The following is a 24,059-nucleotide window of genomic DNA, read 5'->3' on the forward strand; positions in this document are numbered from 1 at the left end:
AGGGGAACGAAATGATCAGACACTGCTTCCGGTTAATGGTAATTGCTGCGTTAAGCGTATTGATAATCGCATGCGCCAGCGCTCCTGAACAAAGCCTTTATGAAGAAATTGGCGGCCATAAAACGCTCAATACCATATACGGCGTAGCGATTACACGAATTTACACTGACCCCGTAATTGGTCATTACTTCAAAGGTGTTCCCAAAAAACATTTAAGAGATCAACTTGTATTGCAAACATGCGAGCTTATTGGCGGGCCTTGCGAATATGATGGAAAAACAATGTTGGAGTCTCACACGGGTCTCAATATTAAGGAGCGTGAATTTTACATATTGGTGGAGTATGTCCAAGGCGCGATGCGCGATGTGGGGCTAACCTATCAGCAAGAAAACCGTATTCTCAAGCTGCTAGCGCCAATCAAATACGAAACGGTATACCTGTAGTGTATTCATCCGTCCTGTACACGTTGAATAAAGCAGGTACGTTAACGTTCTAGTTCTTTTTATAGATACAACAATAAAAAACCCTCGTCTTAGCGAGGGTTTTTATATCAATCTAAATTAGCTGAAGCTTAGTTAGGCGTAATCGCGTTGTGGTAAACGTCTTGCACGTCATCACAGTCGTTAAGCATGTCCATGAATTTTTCAAACATCGGCATGTCTTCTTCGCTTATCTCAGTTTCGGTCTGAGGCATCCAGCTCATTTCTTCTGCAATAAAGCTAATGTCTGGGTAGGCTTCAGTTAGCGCTGTTTTTACTTGATAGAATTCAGTGTGTGGCGCGTAAACTGTAACTTTACCGTCTTCAACTTCAACATCAGTTACGTCTACGTCGGCTTCCATTAGCACTTCTAGGATAGCGTCTTCGTCGTCACCTTCAAACTGGAATACCGCTTGGTGATCGAACATATGCGATACCGCACCCTGTGCACCAAGTTTCGCGTTGGTTTTAGTAAAGCAGTTACGTACTTCAGTGATGGTGCGGTTTGCATTGTCAGACAAGCAGTCAACAATGACCATGCAGTTACCTGGGCCAAAACCTTCATAACGCATAGGCTGGAAGTCTTCGCCAGCACCACCAGCGGCTTTATCAATCGCTTTTTCAATAACGTGGCTTGGTACTTGGTCTTTCTTCGCCTTTTCCATTAGGCGGCGAAGTGAAAGGTTGGTGTCTGGATCGGCACCACCATTTTTCGCACATACGTAAATTTCTTTACCGTATTTAGAATAAACTTTAGTTTTTTGGCCGGCAGTTTTTGCCATGGCGTTTTTACGAACTTCGAATGCTCTTCCCATCTTAAAATTCTCTTTCTCGCAATTTGAAATGCTGCGTTGGGTTTTATCGGGCTACCTGTTGCCTGACCGTTCATCAGGCGCATCGCTCTGCCTTACTTGGTAGCATTGCCGAACTCGACGTTTCAATAAATGGCCGAACGCGACGGTGCTAAAAATTGCCAAGCGAAACACTGCCCAAAATAACGGTAGGCTAAGCGACACAAAAAATTTGGGCGAAATTCTACCTTAATTTTCGTGTAATACCAATGTGAACGCCCCTAGAAAGGGTATAGGTTGGTAGCTTTCACATTTTCAATGAGGTCAAAATGTACTCTGACCCCATATTTATGCTTACGGCAAATGCTCGGTTGCCAGGTAGTCGTGTGACTGCATTTCCTTTAAGCGGCTAAGACAGCGCCTGAACTCAAAATTAAGTAGCCCCTCGGTGTACAAGCTTTCCAGCGCGACTTCTGCAGATATGATCAGCTTTACATTTCGCTCGTAAAATTCGTCCACCATCGCAATAAAACGACGCGCCACATCGTCATTATGCTGGCCCATTTCCCTAACATTGGCTAAAAGCACGGAGTGATAGCAACGGCTTAACTCAATGTAGTCGCTCTGGCTTCTGGGCCCGCCACACAAGGCTTTAAAATCAATCATCAATACCCCGTCAGCGTTTCTAAGCGTCGGTATTTTTCGGTTGTTCACCTCAATATCTTCGCCTTTAGAGCCTTCTTCCGGAGCTAATTGAGAAAAGTAGCTATGCAAGTTTTCGGTGGCTTCGCCATCAAGTGGGTAGTGATAAATTTCGGCTTGCTCTAACGTTCTAAGACGATAATCAATACCGCTATCAACGTTTACCACGCGGGTATTCTGATTGAGTAGATCGATAGCAGGTAAGAACCGCGCACGCTGTAATCCGTTTTTATACAAATCGTCAGGGACTATGTTTGACGTCGCCACCAGCACAATACCGTGACCAAACAGCTCTTCCATTAACGTGCCTAAGATCATGGCATCGGTTATATCAGACACGAAAAACTCGTCAAAGCATATTACCCGCGCTTCTTTTGCTAACTTAGCCGCTACCAGCTTTAGCGGGTCTTGTGCGTTTTTAAGCTGCTTTAGTTCATCGTGCACACGGTACATAAAGCGGTGAAAATGCACGCGCATTTTCTTTTCGAAAGGCAAACAGTCGTAGAATGTATCTACTAAATAGGTTTTGCCTCGCCCAACACCACCGTAAAAGTAAATGCCCTGGATACCAGGCTTCGCATGGCCTTTCCCAAACGCTGCTTTTAACTTTACCCGCCACGTCGTTTTCTTTTCAGGTTGGGTAAGTTCATCAAACAAACGTTGAAGTTCTTTTACTGCATTTTCTTGCGCCGCGTCGTAACGAAAGTCAGACGACTGAAGATCTAGCTGATATTTTTCCCATGGCGTCATCGCCGAAACCACTCCGTACAAAAGTCAATAGCGGCGCTTGCTGCACCGACCTGCTTGAATTTCTCAATTATGACCTTAATTTTAATGGAAATCACGGTAGAATCTCACATTGAAATTCGACATACACCGAATAAATGTCACGATGTATGCGCTTTTCGGGTTCGACCTTGCTATATTCAGCGTATGGTCGAAAGCAGCTTTTAGATCGTAGAAGTAAAGGTCGGCTGCAAGATGTAGATTGATTCGGAGAATATAATGGAATTGTTAGTATCTCTTGCTTTGTTAGTAGTTGGGTTAATTATTGGCTTTTTCGCAGGTCGCTTTTTTCAACAAAAGCAGGGCGCAGGCAATACTGCACAGACTGAGAAGCAAGTTAAAGAGATCCTCGCACAGCAGGCGCAACACCACATTCATCAAACTCGTCAAAGCTTAGAGAGCATTGAAAGCCAGTGCGAAACCTTGAAGCAACAAATTGAAGAGTATGAATTGCTGCTTGAGCAAGGCAGCGATGATGACAGCAAAGTTCCTTTTTATGGGGAACAAGCAACCACATATTTACGTAACAACCTAAAAGGGTCTGACAAATCGAGAGTTCAGCGTGTATCTGACACACAGCCAAGAGACTTCGCTAACTCGGGTTCTGGGCTGTTCGTCGGCGGATCTGATAAGAATACCGCAGAAAAACAGTAACATCGGGAACTTTATCACGACCTCGGACTCTTTTAGTGAAACCATGCTATGTCGCATATAACATGAAGGAGTGTAAGCGAACATGAAAATGTCTTTCCGCCATTGTCTATTGGCGTCTGCCGTTGTTGTAAGTTCATTGGGCTTTACTGCTAGCACACAGGCGGCGTTACCGTTCTTTTCTGATAAGAAAGATGAAGTTCCCTCTTTAGCCCCTATGCTAGAAGAAGCTACCCCAGCGGTAGTGAGCATTGCGGTAGAAGGAACACAAACCTCTACGCAGCGTGTACCCGAGATGTTTCGCTACTTCTTCGGCGCCCCGCAAGAACAGGTTCAAGAGCGCCCTTTCCGAGGTCTTGGTTCTGGTGTCATCATAGATGCCGATAAAGGTTATGTCGTTACCAACAACCACGTTGTTGATAATGCAGATGAAATCACTGTTAAGTTAACTGACGGTCGCGAGTTTAAGGCGAAAAAGCTAGGTTCAGATGAGCAAAGCGATATCGCGCTACTTAAAATTGAACCTGATGATTTAAAAGCGTTACCGCTTGCCGATTCTGACGCGCTGCGCGTTGGTGATTTCGTAGTAGCCATTGGCAACCCATTCGGTCTATCACAAACCGTTACCTCAGGTATCGTTAGTGCTTTAGGTCGCTCAGGTTTAAACATTGGTGGTTATGAAGACTTTATTCAAACCGACGCAGCAATTAACCGCGGTAACTCAGGCGGTGCGTTAGTTAACCTTCACGGTGAACTGGTTGGTATCAACACCGCTATTTTTGGTCCTAACGGCGGTAACGTCGGTATTGGTTTTGCTATTCCTGCCAATATGATGAAAAGCCTAATTGATCAAATTGCAGAATTTGGAGAAGTTCGCCGTGGCCTTCTAGGCATTTTAGGTAGCGATATTGACGCGGGCCTTGCCGAAGCCATGAATGCGGAAGTGAACATTGGTGCGTTCGTGAGCGAAGTGCAGCCAGACTCTGCCGCTGAAAAAGGTGGTCTGCAAGCCGGTGATATTATTACTGCCATTAATGGTCGTAAACTTCATAGCTTCCAAGAACTGCGCGCAAAAATTGCGAGTATGGGCGCGGGCGCTGAAGTTGAGCTCACCGTTATGCGCAAAGGTAAGAAAATGAATGTAGATGTTGTATTAGATGACGCTACAGACACGACAGTGACGGCTGCTCAAATTCACCCAGCCCTAGAAGGAGCAACCCTGTCTAACGGCACTGACGATGCTGGTAATGCTGGTGTAGTGGTTTCTGATATCGAGCGTGGTGCGCCTGCGGCGAGAATTGGCCTTCAATCTGATGATGTGATAATTGGCGTTAACCGCGTACGTACGTCCACGGTTGCAGAGTTTAGAAATGCACTAGACGAAGCCAAAGGCGTTATCGCACTCAATGTAAAACGTGGAAACTCTACGCTTTATTTGGTAATCAGACAGTAGCAATGTAGCTCTTCAATTACATCCTCCGCTCAGACGCGTTGGTGTCCAAGCTGAGGGTTAGCATAAAAACGGCGCTTTATAAGCGCCGTTTTTGTTTTCAAATGATAACCGTTGAAAACAGTGTGCTCCTAGCTTCCTAACGGGGCTTCTTTTCGGACTCCTCTGATAAGCCGCATTCTCGAGCTACACCTATGTCCACGTAAATAAGGCTGTATGAACAGCATGAAAGGTTTTGAAGTACATGCTAGTGCAAATTGAGTTGCACAAAATTTGCGTTTCATTACGGTAGTTTATTAAATAAAGTGATATCCTTTGCCGTAAGATGATAATTTAAGAATGTTGCGCTTTAAGATTGTGAAGTAGTGCTGAGTTAACGGCACGTATTAATTAAGTGCGACAGATAACAAAAAGTGTGATTTGTGACTGGCCGCTCAATTTTTAACTTCTTACTAAAATCTGTATTTCTTGGCGTAGCTGTTGCTGCATTACTGTTAGTTTTCCTACCCGATCTACGTCAAGGCAAAGGCCTTGCTCAAGGGTTCTTTAACTCCCCCTCAGTAAGCGCTAGTCGCGAAAGCTATTTTACTGCTCTAAGTCGCTCTGCGCCTGCAGTAGTCAATATCTACAGCGTCAGTATTGAGAACGGTTCAGGCCTATTCAGAAATCAATCTCGTGGGCGCACCAATTTGGGTTCTGGCGTTATCATGACAGAAAATGGCTATTTGCTTACCTGTCACCACGTAGTTGCAGATGCAGATAGCATTTACGTAGCGGTTCAAGATGGACGTATTTTGGAAGCGCAAATTGTGGGCACCGACCCACTGACCGACCTTGCCGTGTTAAAAGTCACCGCTGATAACCTGCACATTATTCCTCAGGTGTCAGAACCTGACACCCATGTGGGTGATGTGGTGATGGCGATTGGTAATCCTTTCGATCTGGGACAAACCATTACTCAAGGCATAGTAAGCAGAGCCGGACGAAATGGTCTATCTAATTATGTTGATTTCATTCAAACCGACGCAGTTTTGAACCAAGGTAACTCTGGTGGCGCACTGGTAGATAGCAATGGTATTTTGCTGGGTATCACTAACGCCAACTTCCAAGTGCTAGATTCAAATAATCGCGCTCGCAATGTAGACGGCATTAACTTTGCCGTGCCTTACGAATTAGCTAAGCGAGTCATGGATGAAATTATCAGCAATGGACGTGTTGTTCGCGGGCAGCTTGGTTTTGTTGGCGGTGAAAACCGCAACCGACCAGGCATAGACGTTTCAGCAGTAGCTAAAGGCAGCCCTGCCGACATCGCGGGTATCCGCCCTGGCGACATCATTGTAGCCATAGACGGCGTACGTTTAGAAAGCGCATCAAAAACGTTGGACATGATTGCCGAAACAGAGCCCGGTACTGAACTTGAAATTGAGCTCAGCCGCGACGGGCGTTCGATTACTCTTACGGCAACGGTCGCAGAGCTTCGCGCTGGTCAATAAGTATTGTTGGGGCTGGCAGATTAGTTCGGCTTCCCGAGTTTTAAACGTGAAGATTTAATACCAGCCCGCATAGATAATAGACACAAAAAAAGCGCCAGATAGATATTCTATCTGGCGCTTTTTCGTAGAAGTGCGAAACCTTGAGTTATTCTTTCACTCTTTCAATGATGGCACCCAAGCCACCCAGCTTCTCTTCAATGGCTTCATAACCACGGTCTAAGTGATAAATGCGATTCACGTGAGTCTCACCTTCTGCGATGAGCCCAGCTATCACCAAGCTTGCCGACGCGCGCAGGTCAGTAGCCATTACCGGAGCTCCTTTAAGGCTTGAGCTGCCTTTAGACACTGCTGAGTTCGCTTCTAACGCGATTTCTGCGCCCATACGTTGTAACTCTGGCACGTGCATAAAGCGGTTTTCAAATATGGTTTCTGTAATTACGCCCGTGCCTTCGGCAACACAGTTCAAGGTAACAAACTGCGCCTGCATATCCGTAGGGAATGCTGGGTGTGGTGCGGTTTTAACTCGCACAGCCTGTGGTTTGCGCCCTTCCATGTCTAGCTCTATCCAGTCATCACCAGTGGTGATTTTAGCTCCGGCCTGCTCTAGCTTATCTAGCACCGCATCTAATGTATCTGGCGCCGCATGAGTACAGCGTATTTTCCCACCTGTCACAGCGGCCGCTACCAAGAAAGTACCGGTTTCTATACGGTCAGGCAGCACTGCATAATCACAACCGTTTAAGGTTTCCACGCCCTCAATGGTTATTTTATCGCTTCCTGCACCGCTAATTTTCGCGCCCATCTGAATAAGACAGTTTGCTAAATCCACGATTTCGGGCTCGCGTGCCGCGTTTTCAAGAATGGTTGTTCCGTCAGCCAGCGCCGCTGCCATCAGTAGGTTTTCAGTGGCACCCACGCTTACCATATCCATGAAAATACGCGCACCTTTCAGACGCCCATCGACTTCGGCTCGAATATAGCCTTCGTCTACTTCAATCTTCGCGCCCATCTTTTCAAGGCCAGTTAAATGAAGATTTACCGGGCGCGCACCTATAGCACAGCCACCGGGCAAAGAGACATTCGCTTTACCTTGCTTAGCTAACAGTGGGCCAAGTACCAAGATAGACGCACGCATAGTACGTACTAACTCATAGGACGCTGTAACGCTTTGTAGCGTACTCGCATCGATAACGATATCGTTAGGTGCGGGTAGTGCGACTTCAACACCTAATTCACGCAAAAGTGCCGTCGTAGTATTGATGTCACGAAGACGAGGAACGTTGGTGTAACGACAAGGAGAGTCGGTCAGCAAGCTTGTCATCAACAATGGCAAGGCCGCGTTTTTAGCGCCAGAGATGCGCACGGTACCGTTGAGCGCAGGGCCCTTTTTAATTACGAGTTTATCCACGTGCTACGCCTATTATTGAGGAATATTAAACTGGCGCTCACGCTCCCAGTCTTTTACTGAAAACGTCTTGATGGTAATTGCATGCATGCTGCCGTCTGCAATTTTATCAGCCAAAGGCGCATATACCGCTTGCTGGCGCTTCACACGGCTCATTTCGTTAAAAGCATCGCTTACCGCAATAATATTAAAATGCGAACCTTCGCCCTTTACATGGACTTCGTGAAGGTCTAACGCATCTTTCAAGATTTTTTCAATTTCAGACAATTCCATAACTTACTTCTTAATTCGCTAACGGGTGTTTATTCTACGGGTAAAAAGCTATCTGCGTCGCTTATTTTAGCAAGCTTACGTAGCTTCTCAGGCATTTTATATAGGCTCATGCTAACACCATTTTGCTTTGCATCCCTAACGGCATTAATAAGCCAAGCCAAACCTGCACTGTCTGCGCGCTCAACATCACTTAAATCAACAAGACATCTTTTATTGTTAATCAAGGTACTACGCTCATTTCCGTCCAAACTATCCCAGAAATTCTTCGACAGCGTTTCACGGTCAAGATGACCGTGAACCACTACATTGCCTTTGTCGTTTACCTCGAATAGGCTCACTCAGCCTCTCCTTCGATTTCGATTGGCTCGCCTTGCTTAAGCTCAACTGGCTTACCAATTTTGTCGCGCATTAGTGCGATAACTGCATCGATACCGTCTTGACGAAGGATTGATTCAAATTCGCTACGCTTGCTGTTTAGCATGCTGATGCCTTCAGCAACCATATCGTAGGCTTTCCACTCGTTCGTTTTACTATCTTTACGAACTTTAAAAGCAATTTTGATTTCAGGGCGGTTTGGATCTTGAACCACTGCACGCACTGTTACTGATTTTTTATCATCAAAAGATGATTCAGGCTCAAAGATGACTTCTTGGTTGTCGTAGTAGCCCATTGCCACAGCGTAGGTTGTTACCAAATATTGACGAAATACGCTGATGTACTCGCCCATCTTCTCTTGAGGTACTGACTTAAAGTGTTTACCTAGTACCATAAAAGCAGCGAATTTGTAGTCGATATGAGGTACTAATTCTTCTTCCATAATAGTGCGTAGCATTTCAGGATCAGCTTTGATCGCTGCTTGGTTCGCTTTGATGCGCTCAAACGTGCGGTTTGCTACGTCTTGAACCAATTCGTACGGGTTTTGTTCATTAACTTCTTGTGCATTCGCTATGCCCGCTACAGACATCATGAAGATGCCAAGTGCTACCATAAACTTTTTCAAAATTACTCTCCTAACTTAAAACTCTATTTAGCAGACCTGATGGCAATCCAATAAGTTTCATCACGCCGCTGGAATAATTTAACGACCTGGTAATATACGTCTGGCCGTAATACTGCGATTAGTCTTCGTCGCTTCCGCGATTAAATAAGAACTGACCAATGAGATCTTCAAGAACCAAAGCTGACTTAGTATCCTGAAGGTAATCGCCATTCTGTAAATTAGCGACACCGTCGAAAGAGAAGCCAGGTTGGAAGCCAACATACTGTTCGCCTAGCAAACCCGAGGTCAAAATAGACACAGAGCTGGTTTCTGGAAAGCCGTTGTATTCATTTAAAATTGACAGCTCAACCACTGGCGTAAAATCTTCTTGGTCTAGCGTAATCGATGACACACGGCCAACCGTTACCCCACCAACCTTTACTGCCGATCTCGGCTTTAAGCCGCCAATATTGTCGAATTTTGCGTATAACGTGTAGGTATCGCCTTCGGTGGCTACCGTTTGGTTTGCTACTTTCAGTGCCAATAACAACAACGCACCGATTGTAAGCATGACAAACACACCAACCATTACTTCCGTTTTATACTTACTCATTCCAATCCCCTACTCGATACCAAACATAAGGGCGGTTAGCACGAAGTCCAGCCCTAATACTGCTAATGATGAATAGACCACCGTTTCGGTAGTCGCTTTGCTGATCCCTTCCGATGTTGGAATAGAATCGTAACCTTTAAATATGGCAATCCACGTTACAACCAAGGCAAACACGAGGCTTTTTATTACGCCGTTTATGACATCCTGGTTCCAATCTACTGTCGATTGCATAATTGACCAGTAGCTGCCTGCATCAACGCCTAGCCAATCAACACCCACTAAGTGGCCGCCTAAAATACCAATGGCACTGAAAATAATGGCAAGCATAGGCATCGCTAACATTCCCGCCCAAAAACGCGGAGCGACGATACGTCGTAGCGGGTCTACCGCCATCATCTCTAAACTACTCAGTTGCTCCGTGGCTTTCATTAAGCCTATTTCAGCTGTTAAGGCTGAGCCAGCTCGCCCAGCAAAAAGCAATGCGGTCACAACCGGACCAAGCTCTCTTAACAATGAAAGTGCGACCATGGGGCCTAAGCTACCTTCTGCGCCATAATCAACCAAAATGGTGTAGCCTTGTAGCGCCATTACCATGCCGATGAATAACCCCGACACCATAATAATTAGCAGCGACTGAACGCCCACTACATACAATTGCTTAATCACCAACGGTACATTTTTAAGCCTAGGGACAGCGATTAATGCACCAAACAACATAAGAGCTGCTCGACCAACCGCAGTGACCTTCCCTATCGTTTTAGCGCCTATTGATTGGAAGAACTTCATTTATCTGCCCCCAAGAAGCTTGCTTTCAAATCAGGTGCAGGATAATGAAATGGTACCGGACCATCTGCTTTTCCTTTCAAGAACTGCTGGACTAATTCAGAGTCACTTTCTTTGATTTGCTGCGCCGTTCCTTCACCGATAACCCGCTTGTCAGCTAAGATATAAATATAATCGGCAATGGTCAGTACTTCAGTGACATCGTGAGTCACCACAATACTGGTTAGATTAAGTGCGTCGTTTAATTCACGAATAAGCTTAACCAGCACACCCATTGATATAGGATCTTGTCCTGCAAAGGGTTCGTCGTACATGATTAAATCTGGATCTAGTGCAATCGCCCTAGCCAAAGCAGCCCTGCGCGCCATACCACCAGATAATTCACTAGGCATTAACTGAGCTGCACCGCGCAATCCTACTGCCTGTAGCTTTAAAGCGACAATTGTCGCAATAACGTCTTCAGAAAGTTTTGTATGTTCGCGAAGTGGAAACGCCACGTTATCGAACACACTCATATCGGTAAAAAGCGCACCACTTTGAAAAAGCATGCTCATTCTACGACGTGTCTCATATAGCGTTTTTCTCGACATAGAAACAATCGAATCGCCGTCGAATCTAACGTCACCTTCATCTGGCGTTAACTGCCCGCCAATAAGGCGCAGCAGCGTGGTTTTACCTATACCACTTGGCCCCATTACCGCAGTAATTTTGCCTTTGGGTACCTTTAGCGATATCCCATCATAAATGATGCGATCAGCGCGCTTAAAGGTAAGGTTATCTACTTCAACTAAATGATCCATAGTTACTTAAATGTCGACCCCTGACGTTGGATTGAGACCTTATAAAATAACGCGTTCAATCCACTTAGAAAATTTTAAAATTATAAGAGTAAGTGAGTATTCAATTTCTGTGCCTTCACTTGATCCACTCTTAAGGTTTACTGCACAGTTTACTTTATGAGCGCATAAAATCAAAAAAGTTTACTCTCCAGTGTACTTTTTTGAATTTATATCGCCAGACATTGCTTAGAACACCTTGTCTGGGCGGTGTAATTTAAGGGCATTGTACGCTTTTTCAAGCCCCTCGCCAAAGTCAAAAAGTTACAAGTTATGTTCGATTAAGACGAATGTTAGGTATCTCACGTTTAAGTGCCTAACCTTCCCTAGCAATCTTTACGCTTAACATTGACTCCATCCTATTTTGTTGTTTCTTAACTGAAACTGAATATGAAGTCTTGTGTGTGTAAGTGCGACCTAATTTGCGTATTCAGCGGAAATTTACGTCAATTGACAGTATTTGGCGAAAATAAAACGCTGCGAGCATAGGCAAATGGCACTCTTTTTGCGACAATCTAGCGAAATACTTTCTATTACAGGTTGTTGTGCTTTTAAACATTGTCATTTTTCTTGTTGGGCTGATTGTACTGAGTTGGAGCGCTGACCGGTTTGTATATGGCGCCTCAGCATTAGCAAAAAACATCGGCATTTCTCCAATGATGATCGGACTAACGATTGTCGCTATGGGATCTTCGGCACCTGAAATTGTGGTTTCCGCCATAGCCTCCGCAAATGGCAATATGAACACCGCCGTGGGTAACGCGCTAGGTTCTAACATCACGAACATCGCGCTAGTTTTAGGTATAACCGCGCTAGTGAAACCATTGCTTGTTTCATCAACAACGTTAAAGCGCGAACTTCCAGCACTCCTTATCATCTCATTGATTGCCATTGGCTTTATGTTTGACGGTGAACTTAAGTCTTATGAAGGCATTATCCTACTAGGCCTGTTCATTTTCGTACTGGCAATGATGGCGTGGTTGTCGCTACAGGTAGATAAAGAAGACCCTCTGGTTGCGGAAACCGCAGATGAAATCCCCAAAGGCGTTTCAAATACGTCAGCTCTCATTTGGATTGGTGTAGGCCTTGTAATACTTCCATTAAGTGCTCACTTTTTGGTGAACTCAGCAGTAGAAATTGCCAGATACATGGGCATTTCGGATTTGGTTATCGGACTAACGATTATTGCGTTTGGTACAAGTCTACCTGAGCTAGCAGCAAGTGTTGCGGGTGTACTTAAAGGTGAAGACGATTTAGCACTGGGTAATATCATCGGCTCAAATATCTTCAACCTGCTTGCCGTACTTGGCATGCCCGGGTTAATCGCGCCTGGTATCCTGGACCCTGACGTTTACAACCGAGATATGTACGTAATGCTTGGTTTAACATTATTATTGTTCTTGTTCAGCTTCGATTTAATCGGCAAACGTACAATATCAAGAACAAATGGATTCATACTTCTGGCTTGCTTTATCGGCTATCAATTCTGGCTATTCGGATAATCATGAATACACAAACTCAGATGAACTATATCGACTCAGCGAAGCGCGTTATTGAAATTGAAACACAGGCTATTGCTAATCTGGCAGAGCGCTTAAACAATGAATTTATCGCTGCCTGTAATATTCTCTTTGCCTGCAAGGGTAAAGTTGTCGTGAGTGGTATGGGAAAGTCTGGGCATATCGGAAATAAAATTGCCGCTACGCTTGCCAGTACAGGTACTCCTGCATTTTTCATGCACCCTGGTGAAGCCAACCATGGCGACTTGGGCATGCTAAGCAAAGGCGATGTCTTACTCGCCATCTCTAATTCTGGCGAGACTAACGAGCTCGTTAACTTATTGCCCGTAGTTAAGCGCTTAGGCATACAGGTGGTCGCCATGACCAACAGTGCTTCCAGTTCATTAGGGCAACACGCAGATGTCGTACTTGATATCAGCGTTGAAAAAGAAGCGTGTTCGCTAGGTCTTGCTCCTACGTCAAGCACAACCGCCACACTGGTTATGGGTGATGCGCTTGCGGTAGCACTGCTCGACCAAAAAGGTTTCACCTCAGATGACTTTGCGCTTTCGCACCCAGGCGGTAGTTTAGGCAGAAAACTTCTGCTTAAAGTTAGCGATATAATGCAAAGCGGCAGTGATATCCCCCTTGTCCATGCCAGTGCTTCTGTTGCTGACGCACTGCTGGAAATATCTAAAAAGGGACTGGGTATGACAGGCGTGATAGCGGCAGACGGTACGCTGACAGGCGTCTTTACGGATGGCGACCTACGACGAATTCTCGATGCCCGCGTAGACGTACACAGTGCGACAGTAGAAGAAGTAATGACTAAAGGCGGCAAGACTACCACCGCAGGTCAGCTGGCTGTAGAAGCCCTGAATTTGATGGAAACCCATAAAATTAGTGCGTTAATGGTTACTGACGATAAGCGCAAACCTGTTGGGGCCTTTAACATGCATATGCTATTAAAAGCAGGAGTGCTTTAAATGACAACCACCTTATACACGGAAATAAATGACTCGCTTTTCGCAAAACTAGCCAAGATAAAGTTGCTGGTATGCGACGTTGATGGTGTGTTCTCAGATGGTCGAATTTACTTAGGTAACGACGGTGAAGAACTTAAAGCATTCCATACCCGTGATGGATATGGTGTAAAAGCGCTAGTGAGCAATGGAGTGAATGTCGCGGTTATTACTGGACGTCGCTCTGCCATTGTTGAAAATAGAATGAAGGCACTGAATGTTGCACATATAATTCAAGGCGAAGAGAATAAAGCAGACGCGCTTAGCGACCTGATGAAGCACCTTGAGTTAAACACTGACGAAGTGGCTGCGGTAGGTGATGACATGCCAGATACGGGTATGTACAAGCACGTTGCGGTTAAAATTGCGGTTGCCGATGCCCATCCTTACGTAGCAAAACAAGCAAACTGGATTACGACCCTTCCCGGAGGGTTTGGCGCGGTCCGAGAAATATCGGATACCATTTTGCAGGCCAAAGGGGTAGCAAATGAGATTTTTGGAGCTAGTGTATGAGCCTGTTTGGCTTTAATCGCTTAGGATTAAGTATATCGGCGCTATTTATTCTGGCGATGCTGATGTACATCCCTACGTGGATGGAAGAGCAGCCTGAAACGCAGGGGAATCGTGAAAACGATGCGCTAAAGCCCGCCTACAAAGCAAAAAATCTAACCACTACGCTGTACAATCAAGACGGTGAGTTAAATCACAAAGTATTTGCAGAGTCGATGGAGCATTACGACCAGCTTGGCTTTGTATTGTTTCAGCAACCTAAATACACCCTTTATACAGAAAACGCGTCATCACCATGGGTGGTAACCGCTGATGAAGGTACACTATACAATAACGAGCTAATCCAGCTGGAAAACCAAGTTAATATTGAGAACCAAACTGGCGATGACTTTGTCAGAAGTATATCGACCGAGTACATTCAAATTAATTTAGAAACCAAGCAAATGACATCTGACCAACCCGTTGAAATACTGGGCACCCAATATGTCATTTTAAGTAATGGGTTTAACGCGAATTTACGCACACAAGAATACGAGCTTTTAGATCATGTACAAACCACTTATTCCCCTAGCAACTAGTTTATTGCTTGCCATCGCTAGCGGTGCGGTACACGCCAGTGAAGATGATTTTTCGCAGCCCATAAAAATAGGCTCGAACACCCAGTTTATCGACGGTAAAAATAAAACCGCGTTGTACAAAGACGACGTACTCATAACTCAAGGCTCTTTGGTTATTGAAGCTGACGAAGTGGAAGTAATTGCCACTGACGGTGGTGGTCGTGAAATATTTATTGCTAGAGGAAAGCCTGCAAGCTATTCCCAGCAATTGGAAGACGGCACGCCAGTTTCGGCAAAAGCTAATGAAATACGCTATGAAGTGGTGAACCGAACGATTTCTCTTGCTGGAAACGCAGAGTTGAAACAAGACACCAGTAAAGTACAGGGTGACAACATCACGTTCGATATGATTACCGAGCAATTGCTAGCGACTGGCGGCGCAGGTAAGGATGGTGAGGGTCGAGTGACCACAGTATTCACACCTGAGACCATTCGCAAAACTTCGTCTAAGAAAGACAAAAAAGACAACGAGGGCAATGAATAGCAATGGCAACTTTGAGCGCTAAAAATCTTGCTAAGGCTTACAAGTCAAGACAGGTTGTTCGAGATGTAAGTCTGTCTGTCTCAACGGGTCAAATTGTTGGTCTTCTTGGCCCAAATGGCGCTGGTAAGACCACCACATTCTACATGATTGTTGGTTTAGTGAATCTGGATAAAGGCAAGATTGAAATCGACGACAATGAGCTAACTCATCAGCCCATGCACGAGCGCGCACGCCGCGGAATTGGCTACCTACCGCAGGAAGCCTCTATTTTCAGAAAGCTCACAGTGCATGAAAATATCATGGCCATTTTGCAAACCCGTAAAGATTTAAATTCACAACAGCAAGAAGAAGAAGCTGATGCGCTACTTGATGAATTTAATATTAACCATATACGTAATAGTACGGGAATGAGTTTGTCAGGGGGCGAACGCCGTCGCGTTGAGATTGCCCGCGCTCTGGCAGCAAAACCGCAATTTATTTTGTTAGACGAACCATTTGCTGGTGTTGATCCAATATCAGTTAATGATATAAAGAAGATAATACAACATCTTCGCGATAGGGGTATTGGAATCCTTATCACAGACCATAACGTACGAGAGACATTGGATGTTTGTGAAAAGGCGTACATTGTGAGTCATGGCGAGCTTATTGCGCAAGGAACGGCGGAACAGGTTTTAAGTAATCAAAAAGTAAGGGATGTATACCTAGGCGAACAATTCAGGCTATAGTTAATGTAACCGAATTGCCATTTTTCAGTTTCGCTCTGGTATATTCAATTTAGAGCATTTAAATAAGACGTAGATGAAACCATCTTTACAGCTAAAATTTAGCCAACAACTTACCATGACACCACAGCTTCAGCAGGCCATTAAACTGCTGCAGCTTTCTACACTTGATCTTCAACAAGAGATCCAAGAAGCGCTCGATTCTAATCCGCTATTAGAAGTTGAAGAAGGTAACGACGAGCCGCAACTAGAAAAGAACAATATCGACAACGATGACAGCGGCTCTGAGGCCACTGCTTCTGCATCTAGTGACACACTAGAAGCCGGCGATGCACTTGAGAAAAACGATCTTCCCGATGAGCTGCCAATCGACAGCACATGGGACGAATACTACTCTGCTTCATCTTCGCCAGCTCCGGGTCCATCCAATGACGACGAGCAAATCTTCCAAGGTGAGACTACTGAAGATATTCAAGAGCACCTTCTTTGGCAAATGCGCCTTACCCACTTCTCGGATACCGATCGCGCAATCGCTACAGCAATCATCGACTCTATTGACGAGTCAGGTTATTTAACCGTTACCCTTGATGATATTTTAGAAGCGGTTAACGATGATGATATGGAAGAGCCGATTGAAATGGACGAAATAGAATGTGTGCTTAAGCGCATTCAGATGTTCGACCCTATTGGTTCTGGCTCACGCTCTCCACAAGAATGTTTGATGGTGCAATTGCGCCAGTTTTCAGAAGACACACCGTGGCTTGCTGAAGCCAAGCAACTGATTGAAGAGTACTCTGACTTACTGAGCAGCAAAGACTATCGTACGCTTATGCGTAAAAGCCGATTGAAAGAAGATCAGCTACGCGAGGCAATGCGTTTACTGCAAACCTTGAATCCTCGCCCAGGTAGTGCTTTAGTTACTAAAGAGCCTGAGTACGTTATTCCTGATGTCTCAGTAACCAAGAAAAATGGCCGTTGGGTGGTTGAGCTGAACCCCGACAGTCTGCCTAAGTTAAGCGTAAATCAACAATACGCTGCAATGAGTCGCCGTGCCAAGAATAGTAGCGATTCACAATTCATCCGCTCACACATGCAAGAGGCTAAGTGGTTCATAAAGAGCCTTGAATCTCGTAACGAAACCTTAATGAAGGTTGCAAACTGCATTGTGCAGCAGCAAATGGGCTTTTTTGAGCACGGTCCGGAAATGATGAAACCAATGGTGCTAAATGATGTCGCAGAAATGGTAGATATGCACGAATCCACTATTTCGCGAGTGACAACGCAAAAGTACATGCATACGCCACGTGGAATCTTCGAATTGAAGTATTTCTTCTCAAGCCACGTTGCAACAGAGTCTGGTGGTGAATGTTCATCTACAGCGATTCGTGCATTGATCAAGAAATTAGTGGCCGCTGAAAAGCCTAGCAAGCCGCTAAGTGATAGCAAGATTGCTTCATTGTTGGCCGAACAAGGCATTAAAGTTGCCCGGCGAACAATAGCAAAGTACCGGGAATCGTTGTCGATCCCGCCGTCGAACCAACGCAAAAGCCTTATTTAATCGGGCTTAATAATATAAGGAAGACGAAATATGCAAATCAACCTTACTGGTCATCATGTCGAAATCACCGACTCTTTGCGTAATTATGTCGATACGAAGTTCAGCAAACTTGAACGTCACTTTGATCACATTTCTAATGTGCATGTCATCCTGAACGTTGAAAAATTAAATCAAAAAGCCGAAGCGACCGTTCATTTAAGTGGCGCTGAAGTATTCGCATCCTCAGAAAATACCGACATGTATGCGGCGATTGACAGCATGGTTGATAAACTCGACCGGCAGGTAATCAAGCATAAGGAAAAACTGAAAAAACATTAGTAGTTAATTAAGCATGGATATACAAGCCATCGTAAGTCTGGACCGCACCGAGTGTGCGGTTCAGTGTAATAGTAAAAAGCGAATTCTTGAGATCATCGCTGATATCGCTGCCAAGCAAAACGAGAACATTGATCAGGCAACGGTACTCAACAGTTTGATGGCTCGAGAGCGTATGGGTAGTACAGGCATTGGTAATGGTATCGCCTTGCCCCACGGACGCCTGCCGGGCCTTGAAAAAGTGATCGCCATTGTTGTAACCAGCACGCCAGCAATCGACTTCGACGCCCTTGACGAGAAACCCGTAGACATCTTTTTTGCGCTACTCGTTCCCGAGGAACAGACCGAAGGACACCTTCAAACGCTGGCCACCGTGGCTGGTAAACTAAGCGACAAAGAAACGATTAAAGCAATACGTCGCGCAACGACAAGCGACGATATTCTATCTGCATTAAGTTAAACATTAAGCGCCTATTAACCGTTTAGTAGGCGCCTAATTCAACAACGCGTATGTGATAAAACCAGAGTATTAGGGAGAAAGTAGGTGAAGCTGATAATAATCAGTGGTCGTTCGGGGTCTGGTAAGTCTGTCGCACTTCGCGCATTGGAAGATTTAGGTTATTACTGTGTTGATAATATCCCGGTAAACTTACTTCCCACCTTAACCCATACAGTTGTTGACGAGTACGATCAGGTTGCGGTAAGTATCGATGTGAGAAACTTACCTAAAAATCCTGACGATTTGGTAGAAATTTTAGACTACCTGCCTTCTTCGTGGTCGATGACCATTGTTTACATTGACGCGAGCGATGATGTACTGGTTAAGCGTTTTAGCGAAACACGTCGTCTTCACCCTCTTGCCAAGCTCAATAAGTCGCTTTCAGAAGCCATTAAAGCCGAGTCTGCCCTACTTGCTCCTATTGCAGAACGCGCAGATTTATATTTAGACACTGATAAGCTTACCATTCACCAACTGGCAGAGTTAATTCGAGAGCGTATCTTGGGTAAGAAAAGCTCACGCCTTGTGCTTGTGTTCGAGTCGTTTGGCTTTAAGCACGGTATTCCTAAAGATGCGGATTACGTTTTTGATGCCCGCTTTTTACCTAACCCCCACTGGGAGCCCGACCTTAAACATCTGACCGGATTAGATGCACCAGTAGAAGTATTTTTGGGGTCGCAGCCTGTAGTGACCAAGTTCATTTGGCAAATTCAGAATTTAATAACGACATGGCTGCCTCATTTAGAGCGCAATAACAGAAGTTACGTAACCGTAGCGATTGGCTGTACTGGTGGCCAACACCGTTCGGTTTATATCGCACAGACCCTGTCGAAAACCTTCAGTGAAATACACCCTGATGTTCAAATTCGTCATAGAGAGCTGAATCAGTAATGACTATTCAAAAAACGCTAACTATCGTCAATAAGTTAGGGTTGCATGCAAGAGCGGCGACCCAACTGGTTAAACTGGCTAATCAATTCGACGCTAAAATCATCTTAAAAAAAGGCGATAAAGAAGCAGACGCAAGCAGTGTATTGGGATTAATGATGCTTGAAAGCCATCAAGGTGAACAGGTAGACGTGATTGTGGACGGCATTGATGCTGTTGATGCACTTGCAGCTATTGAAGAGCTTATTGAGGGCAGATTTAACGAAGACGAATAGTCTTACTTGCCCAATCCATTGACCAATTAATCAACACTTAGCGCAGTTATCTTAAAATCCTGCGCAAAACCTACGCAATTATCATGACAGACTCATCATAATTGCGATATTCTACGCCCACTTAGGCTCTATGGCCTGCATTGTTCATCTTTTAGCTTGTAGGAATAACGCCTTATGGCAGAAGCGCTTGTTTCTAAATACGTACAAACTCAGTTACGCGCACTCAACGCTGCGTTGACCAACGGTCAATTCGTATCTGTACGTAAGCTTCTGCTTGAATTACCGCCTTCAGACGTCGCCCACATTCTTGAATCTAGCCCAAGCAGAACCCGTGACGAATTATGGGAGCTCATTGATGGTGACTTTCACGGCGACATTTTAGAAGAACTGTCTGACGATGTTCGAAACGGTATCATTACAAAAATGCTTCCCGCTAATGTGGTTGACGCACTTGAAGAGATGGATACCGATGACTTAGCAGAGACGCTAAGCAGCCTTCCCGAGCCAGTATTGGCCGATATTCTAGATTCGATGGATGCACAAGATCGCGTGCGCGCAGAGCAAGCGCTGTCTTACGGTGAGGAAACCGCTGGTTTCATCATGAACACCGACACCATCACATTACGTCCAGATGTGACCATTGACGTGGTTCTGCGCTATATCCGCTTAAAAGGTGAGCTACCTGAGAATACGGATACGTTTTACGTGGTAAACCGAACTGACAACCTTGTTGGTATTGTTCCGGTTACCCGTTTACTCACCGCAGATACCGACGATAAAGTGTCTGACGTTATGGACGAGGAATCTGAAGCGATTCCTGTGAATATGCCAGACGATGAAGTCGCAAGCCTGTTCGAGCGATACAATTGGCTTTCAGCACCTGTTGTAGATGAAAACCATCGCTTAGTGGGCCGAATTACCATTGATGACGTGGTTGATATTATTCGTGAGGACGCCGAGCACTCGATGATGAGTATGGCGGGTCTTGATGACGACGAAGATACCTTTGCACCCGTTATGCAAAGTACCAAACGACGCTCGGTGTGGCTGGCGGTAAACTTAGTGACGGCGCTAATGGCTGCGATGGTGAGTGATCTATTTGAAGCAACGCTCAGCCAACTGGCTGTGTTAGCTATATTAAATACCATTGTCCCCAGTATGGGCGGTGTAGCGGGTAATCAGACGCTAACGCTAGTTATTCGCGGTATGGCACTAGGCCATGTTAACGCGAGTAACTCACGATGGCTTATCAGTAAAGAAATATCCATCGGCTTTTTAAACGGTGCCATTTGGGCGGTGCTTATTGCCTCTGTCATCGCGTTATGGAAACAAGATTACATGCTGGGCGTAATTATTGCCTTTGCCATGATGGTAAACATGATTGCAGCTGCTTTAGCGGGCGCAACCTTACCTATGATCATGAAGCGTCTTAAGATAGACCCTGCCCTAGCTGGCAGTGTTATCTTAACTACGATAACCGATGTAGTGGGTATTTTTGCTTTCTTAGGTACTGCGACGCTGTTTCTAATTTAAGTTAATTTTGAACTCTCATGCCTGATAGGGCATGGGTGAGCTAAACAACACTCATGCAATAAGCGCTTTCTCTATATATCCATTGACGTTCAGCTTGTAACCCACACCCCAGACGGTTTCTACTAGCTGTCCGCCATTTTCAATACTGTTGATTTTATCAAGCTTAGTGCGTAACCGATTTATATGGGTATTCACCGTGTGCTCGTAGCCTTCGTGGTTATAGCCCCACACCTCACTGAGCAATTGATTGCGAGAAAAAACTTGGTTTGGATGACGACAAAAATAATCCAGTAGCGCAAACTCCCTAGCCGTTAACGTTAGCACTTGGCCATTTAGGGTTACGCTATGAAAACGCTGGTCGATTTTAAGGGGTCCTATTTCGATGCGCTCTTCACTACCTTGAGATGGTCTTAAATGTGCTTGGCTAGGCATACTCCTACGCATATGGGAGCGAATACGGGCAGTAAACATGCGTGCATCAAATGGCCCTGATAGATAATCATCTACGCCTACTTCATAGTAGTTTGCTTCATCTACCTCTTCGTCGGCCACATCGTCTGTCATCGCGTCACTTTCCACTGCCATCACCCAACTTTCGGGGTTCGTATCAACAAGGCCTTTTATACGATTAAGACAGATAATATTTCCATGCGACTCAACAATAACGAGCGAATAATGCTGCGCCTTAAGCAGCGACTCTGCGGATTGAAAATTAGAGACTGCGTCGTAAAGAAAGCTATGCTTACTTAAGCATTGCGATATGTTCTGTTGAAACTTATTTCCACTGTAGATGATAAGGATCATATCTCGCTCCTAATTCGCCAATAAAAAACAAGACCAGTGTGATCGTGGTTTTCTTTCACAGTGATTACAATTTTTTTAAAAAATATAAATTCAGAATTTATAACAGCACTGTTATTTATTGAGACGAATCTGTGTGCGTTTTGTGAAAGTTCTGTGATGAATTGGACATTTTACTGCCCTAAATTTTTATGCGATTTAAGCCATAAATAAGGACAATAAAATGAAATTCACTAAACTTGCTAGCGCAACGCTTTTGTCGCTAGCAGCAGTATCAGTAAGCCAAGCTGTCACTTTAGACGTTGAAATTACCAACCTGACTCAGGCGCAGAGTTTTACGCCGCGCTTAGTCATAGCTCACGATGACACCGTCGATGCCTTTGAAGTTGGGCAACCTGCGTCGTCAGCTTTAGCGTGGTTAGCTGAAGCTGGTGTTATTGACGACGAACAAAATGCTGATTCAAGCGGCGCAAACTTTGAAGCGTTACTCGGCCCTGTTGATACCGACAATGGTTCAAATACGTGGCACCGTTTTGGCGGACTTCTCGCGCCGAAAGCTACGTTAAGCTATCCCTTCGATACTATGGACAAGCCATATCTTTCGCTACTTTCCATGCTAATACCTACTAACGACGCTTTTGTTGGTATGGACAGTATTGAAATTCCAACCGAGCCGGGTACCTACACTTATTACCTTAATGCATACGACGCCGGTACTGAGCTTAATGATGAATTAAATAGTGCCCGTACAGATGTTGTTGAAGCTGGGACCGGAAACGCGCTGGGTGGATATGGCGTACCGGGTGTTGCCGGTGGCGGCGCTCCCACTCGTATTGTTGATTTGGGTACAGGTGGCACGGGTGTGGGTGCACAAATCGTTAATGGCGAAATTGAAGATGGTGAAGATGGCCCAGTACACATCCACCGCAATGCGCTTGGTGATACTGATAGCGCCGCTGGTGCCAGTGATCTGGACTCTACCGTACACCGTTGGTTGAACCCAGTAGCACGTGTAGTTATTACTGTTCCTGCATCTTAAGGAGCCAATACGATGAATAATCCAATAATTAAACTCAGTACATTATTGATGCTTTCAGCGCTTCTTGCTGCCTGCGGCGACGATGGTGATACAGGCCCTCAAGGACCAGCGGGTCCGCAGGGGGAAGCAGGTACTGACGGACAAGATGGTACGGATGGCCAGGACGGTTCGGACGGACAAGACGGTATTAATGGTAATTCAGCGGTTTATACCGTACAAATTACCAATTTAACCTACTCTCAGCCCTTTGCACCTGCCGCCGTCATATTGCATGAGTTAGGCTTCCATTCATTTAATGAAGGCGAGCCAGCCAGCATGGGCATTGAAATAATGGCTGAAGGCGGTGACCCGTCTATGGTCATTACTGAAGCCATGGACTCCACGGACTTTTTGGATGCGCAAAACTCTGGGGGCATATTGGGTCCTCGCTCAATGGGCGCAGAACTAACTCTAGTGGTTCCAGAACTCGATGCTGACGACCTGCGCCTTACGGTAACGACCATGCTGGTCAACACCAACGACGCATTCACCGGCTTAAACGCTGCGAATGTAAGCAACATGGCGGTTGGTGATATAAAAACGTTCATGACAGTGACTTGGGATGCGGGTACAGAAGCAAACACAGAAACCGCAGCTACTATGCCAGGCCCTGCCGCTAGTGCAGCGGGTGGCGGCGGAGAAGCTGCGGGCTATGATGTGGTGAGGGATGATCTTGCCGATGCAGTAAGACTTCACCAAGGTGTAGTCACTAGTGCAAACGCTGACGATCCAAGCCGTGAGGGTCTATCCACATCGGTACTAACCGAGGCCCATCGCTTTGATTTCCCAACGAGCCGCGTGGTGATAACCCGAACCCGTTAAATGGTCAAACGCAGTACCACCTGAAAGCGCCCTATTACTCAGGTAATGGGGTGTTTTTACTTTTGTGCGAAGGGGAAACGGAGATAAAACTTAACGGGAATAAGAAAGATAAGCGCTGGCTTTGCTGAGTAGATAAACTTCACAAAACCAGGCTATTACATTATTTGATAAGCTATTTAATAAGTTACTTAA

Annotated in this window: 28 protein-coding genes; 18 read left to right on the plus strand and 10 right to left on the minus strand. The window is 45.3% G+C overall.

Annotated features, from left to right (window positions below; genetic code table 11):
* Nucleotides 1-11 precede the first annotated feature (11 nt).
* The gene (locus AC0J2X_RS04470; protein WP_101563532.1) at nt 12-443 is read left to right on the plus strand and encodes a group I truncated hemoglobin; all 432 of its coding nucleotides are present in this window, start codon (nt 12-14) and stop codon (nt 441-443) included.
* A 128-nt stretch (nt 444-571) separates the two neighbouring features.
* On the opposite strand, the gene AC0J2X_RS04475 is transcribed toward AC0J2X_RS04470, so the two are convergent.
* Together AC0J2X_RS04475 and zapE are read right to left on the minus strand one after the other, a co-directional pair.
* The gene (locus AC0J2X_RS04475) at nt 572-1,294 is read right to left on the minus strand and encodes a YebC/PmpR family DNA-binding transcriptional regulator (protein WP_014948360.1); all 723 of its coding nucleotides are present in this window, start codon (nt 1,292-1,294) and stop codon (nt 572-574) included.
* A 330-nt stretch (nt 1,295-1,624) separates the two neighbouring features.
* Nucleotides 1,625-2,722 carry a cell division protein ZapE gene (zapE, locus tag AC0J2X_RS04480; protein WP_472995820.1) on the minus strand — a complete coding sequence of 366 codons (1,098 nt, stop codon included), beginning with the start codon at nt 2,720-2,722 and terminating at the stop codon, nt 1,625-1,627.
* 255 nt (nt 2,723-2,977) lie between these two features.
* Between zapE and AC0J2X_RS04485 the strand changes: the two genes are divergently transcribed.
* The 3 genes from AC0J2X_RS04485 (at nt 2,978) to AC0J2X_RS04495 (ending at nt 6,352) form a co-directional block, all read left to right on the plus strand.
* Nucleotides 2,978-3,412 carry a ZapG family protein gene (locus tag AC0J2X_RS04485; protein WP_014948358.1) on the plus strand — a complete coding sequence of 145 codons (435 nt, stop codon included), beginning with the start codon at nt 2,978-2,980 and terminating at the stop codon, nt 3,410-3,412.
* Nucleotides 3,413-3,500: 88 nt separating this feature from the next.
* Nucleotides 3,501-4,862, plus strand: coding sequence for a DegQ family serine endoprotease (locus tag AC0J2X_RS04490; protein ID WP_014948357.1), 1,362 nt, complete (start codon nt 3,501-3,503; stop codon nt 4,860-4,862).
* A gap of 419 nt (nt 4,863-5,281) precedes the next feature.
* Nucleotides 5,282-6,352, plus strand: coding sequence for a trypsin-like peptidase domain-containing protein (locus AC0J2X_RS04495; RefSeq protein WP_014948356.1), 1,071 nt, complete (start codon nt 5,282-5,284; stop codon nt 6,350-6,352).
* A gap of 145 nt (nt 6,353-6,497) precedes the next feature.
* Here AC0J2X_RS04495 and murA read toward each other — a convergent pair whose 3' ends face one another.
* From murA to mlaF, 7 genes are all read right to left on the minus strand, one after another.
* A complete protein-coding gene (gene murA / locus AC0J2X_RS04500; protein WP_014948355.1) occupies nt 6,498-7,760 on the minus strand; it encodes a UDP-N-acetylglucosamine 1-carboxyvinyltransferase in 1,263 nt (420 codons plus the stop codon).
* Nucleotides 7,761-7,772: 12 nt separating this feature from the next.
* The gene (locus AC0J2X_RS04505; RefSeq protein WP_012517351.1) at nt 7,773-8,030 is read right to left on the minus strand and encodes a BolA family protein; all 258 of its coding nucleotides are present in this window, start codon (nt 8,028-8,030) and stop codon (nt 7,773-7,775) included.
* A gap of 29 nt (nt 8,031-8,059) precedes the next feature.
* Nucleotides 8,060-8,368: an STAS domain-containing protein gene (locus tag AC0J2X_RS04510; protein WP_014948353.1), complete on the minus strand. Its 309-nt coding sequence runs from the start codon at nt 8,366-8,368 to the stop codon at nt 8,060-8,062.
* On the minus strand, nt 8,365-9,030 hold the full coding sequence (locus AC0J2X_RS04515) for an MlaC/ttg2D family ABC transporter substrate-binding protein (protein WP_014948352.1): 666 nt from the start codon (nt 9,028-9,030) through the stop codon (nt 8,365-8,367). Before AC0J2X_RS04515 ends, AC0J2X_RS04510 begins: the two co-directional genes overlap by 4 nt.
* A 118-nt stretch (nt 9,031-9,148) precedes the next feature.
* The gene (mlaD, locus tag AC0J2X_RS04520) at nt 9,149-9,622 is read right to left on the minus strand and encodes an outer membrane lipid asymmetry maintenance protein MlaD (protein WP_014948351.1); all 474 of its coding nucleotides are present in this window, start codon (nt 9,620-9,622) and stop codon (nt 9,149-9,151) included.
* Nucleotides 9,623-9,631: 9 nt separating this feature from the next.
* On the minus strand, nt 9,632-10,408 hold the full coding sequence (mlaE, locus tag AC0J2X_RS04525; RefSeq protein ID WP_014948350.1) for a lipid asymmetry maintenance ABC transporter permease subunit MlaE: 777 nt from the start codon (nt 10,406-10,408) through the stop codon (nt 9,632-9,634).
* On the minus strand, nt 10,405-11,205 hold the full coding sequence (mlaF, locus tag AC0J2X_RS04530; protein WP_014948349.1) for a phospholipid ABC transporter ATP-binding protein MlaF: 801 nt from the start codon (nt 11,203-11,205) through the stop codon (nt 10,405-10,407). Before mlaF ends, mlaE begins: the two co-directional genes overlap by 4 nt.
* Nucleotides 11,206-11,786: 581 nt before the next feature.
* Between mlaF and AC0J2X_RS04535 the strand changes: the two genes are divergently transcribed.
* The 12 genes from AC0J2X_RS04535 to mgtE all read left to right on the plus strand — a co-directional run bounded on the left by AC0J2X_RS04535 (nt 11,787) and on the right by mgtE (nt 21,166).
* Nucleotides 11,787-12,743 (plus strand): calcium/sodium antiporter, encoded by a 957-nt coding sequence (locus AC0J2X_RS04535; RefSeq protein ID WP_014948348.1) that lies wholly within the window; start codon nt 11,787-11,789, stop codon nt 12,741-12,743.
* 2 nt (nt 12,744-12,745) lie between these two features.
* Nucleotides 12,746-13,726: a KpsF/GutQ family sugar-phosphate isomerase gene (locus AC0J2X_RS04540; RefSeq protein WP_061094262.1), complete on the plus strand. Its 981-nt coding sequence runs from the start codon at nt 12,746-12,748 to the stop codon at nt 13,724-13,726.
* Nucleotides 13,727-14,275, plus strand: a complete 549-nt coding sequence (gene kdsC / locus AC0J2X_RS04545) for a 3-deoxy-manno-octulosonate-8-phosphatase KdsC (RefSeq protein ID WP_014948346.1) — start codon at nt 13,727-13,729, stop codon at nt 14,273-14,275.
* Complete coding sequence (gene lptC / locus AC0J2X_RS04550; RefSeq protein ID WP_014948345.1) at nt 14,272-14,850, plus strand: LPS export ABC transporter periplasmic protein LptC; 579 nt, start codon at nt 14,272-14,274, stop codon at nt 14,848-14,850. The genes kdsC and lptC overlap by 4 nt, the downstream gene beginning before the upstream one ends.
* Nucleotides 14,819-15,373, plus strand: coding sequence for a lipopolysaccharide transport periplasmic protein LptA (lptA, locus tag AC0J2X_RS04555; RefSeq protein WP_014948344.1), 555 nt, complete (start codon nt 14,819-14,821; stop codon nt 15,371-15,373). Before lptC ends, lptA begins: the two co-directional genes overlap by 32 nt.
* Before the next feature lie 2 nt (nt 15,374-15,375).
* Nucleotides 15,376-16,101 carry an LPS export ABC transporter ATP-binding protein gene (lptB, locus tag AC0J2X_RS04560; RefSeq protein WP_014948343.1) on the plus strand — a complete coding sequence of 242 codons (726 nt, stop codon included), beginning with the start codon at nt 15,376-15,378 and terminating at the stop codon, nt 16,099-16,101.
* Nucleotides 16,102-16,174: 73 nt separating this feature from the next.
* Nucleotides 16,175-17,656 carry an RNA polymerase factor sigma-54 gene (locus AC0J2X_RS04565; RefSeq protein ID WP_014948342.1) on the plus strand — a complete coding sequence of 494 codons (1,482 nt, stop codon included), beginning with the start codon at nt 16,175-16,177 and terminating at the stop codon, nt 17,654-17,656.
* Between the two features lie 30 nt (nt 17,657-17,686).
* Nucleotides 17,687-17,974 (plus strand): ribosome hibernation promoting factor, encoded by a 288-nt coding sequence (hpf, locus tag AC0J2X_RS04570; protein WP_012517338.1) that lies wholly within the window; start codon nt 17,687-17,689, stop codon nt 17,972-17,974.
* A gap of 13 nt (nt 17,975-17,987) precedes the next feature.
* The gene (gene ptsN, locus AC0J2X_RS04575; RefSeq protein WP_014975727.1) at nt 17,988-18,431 is read left to right on the plus strand and encodes a PTS IIA-like nitrogen regulatory protein PtsN; all 444 of its coding nucleotides are present in this window, start codon (nt 17,988-17,990) and stop codon (nt 18,429-18,431) included.
* Nucleotides 18,432-18,515: 84 nt separating this feature from the next.
* Nucleotides 18,516-19,361: an RNase adapter RapZ gene (rapZ, locus tag AC0J2X_RS04580; RefSeq protein WP_014948340.1), complete on the plus strand. Its 846-nt coding sequence runs from the start codon at nt 18,516-18,518 to the stop codon at nt 19,359-19,361.
* The gene (locus AC0J2X_RS04585; RefSeq protein WP_061439594.1) at nt 19,361-19,633 is read left to right on the plus strand and encodes an HPr family phosphocarrier protein; all 273 of its coding nucleotides are present in this window, start codon (nt 19,361-19,363) and stop codon (nt 19,631-19,633) included. The genes rapZ and AC0J2X_RS04585 overlap by 1 nt, the downstream gene beginning before the upstream one ends.
* Nucleotides 19,634-19,807: 174 nt before the next feature.
* Complete coding sequence (gene mgtE / locus AC0J2X_RS04590) at nt 19,808-21,166, plus strand: magnesium transporter (RefSeq protein WP_014948338.1); 1,359 nt, start codon at nt 19,808-19,810, stop codon at nt 21,164-21,166.
* Between the two features lie 51 nt (nt 21,167-21,217).
* Here the strand turns inward: mgtE and AC0J2X_RS04595 are convergent, their stop codons facing one another.
* Nucleotides 21,218-21,970 carry a response regulator transcription factor gene (locus tag AC0J2X_RS04595; RefSeq protein WP_239245044.1) on the minus strand — a complete coding sequence of 251 codons (753 nt, stop codon included), beginning with the start codon at nt 21,968-21,970 and terminating at the stop codon, nt 21,218-21,220.
* Nucleotides 21,971-22,190: 220 nt separating this feature from the next.
* Between AC0J2X_RS04595 and AC0J2X_RS04600 the strand changes: the two genes are divergently transcribed.
* Both AC0J2X_RS04600 and AC0J2X_RS04605 read left to right on the plus strand, forming a co-directional pair.
* Nucleotides 22,191-23,006, plus strand: a complete 816-nt coding sequence (locus tag AC0J2X_RS04600) for a spondin domain-containing protein (protein ID WP_014948336.1) — start codon at nt 22,191-22,193, stop codon at nt 23,004-23,006.
* A 12-nt stretch (nt 23,007-23,018) separates the two neighbouring features.
* The gene (locus tag AC0J2X_RS04605; RefSeq protein WP_239245042.1) at nt 23,019-23,867 is read left to right on the plus strand and encodes a spondin domain-containing protein; all 849 of its coding nucleotides are present in this window, start codon (nt 23,019-23,021) and stop codon (nt 23,865-23,867) included.
* Nucleotides 23,868-24,059 lie beyond the last annotated feature (192 nt).

The organism is Alteromonas sp. R7, assembly GCF_055755235.1.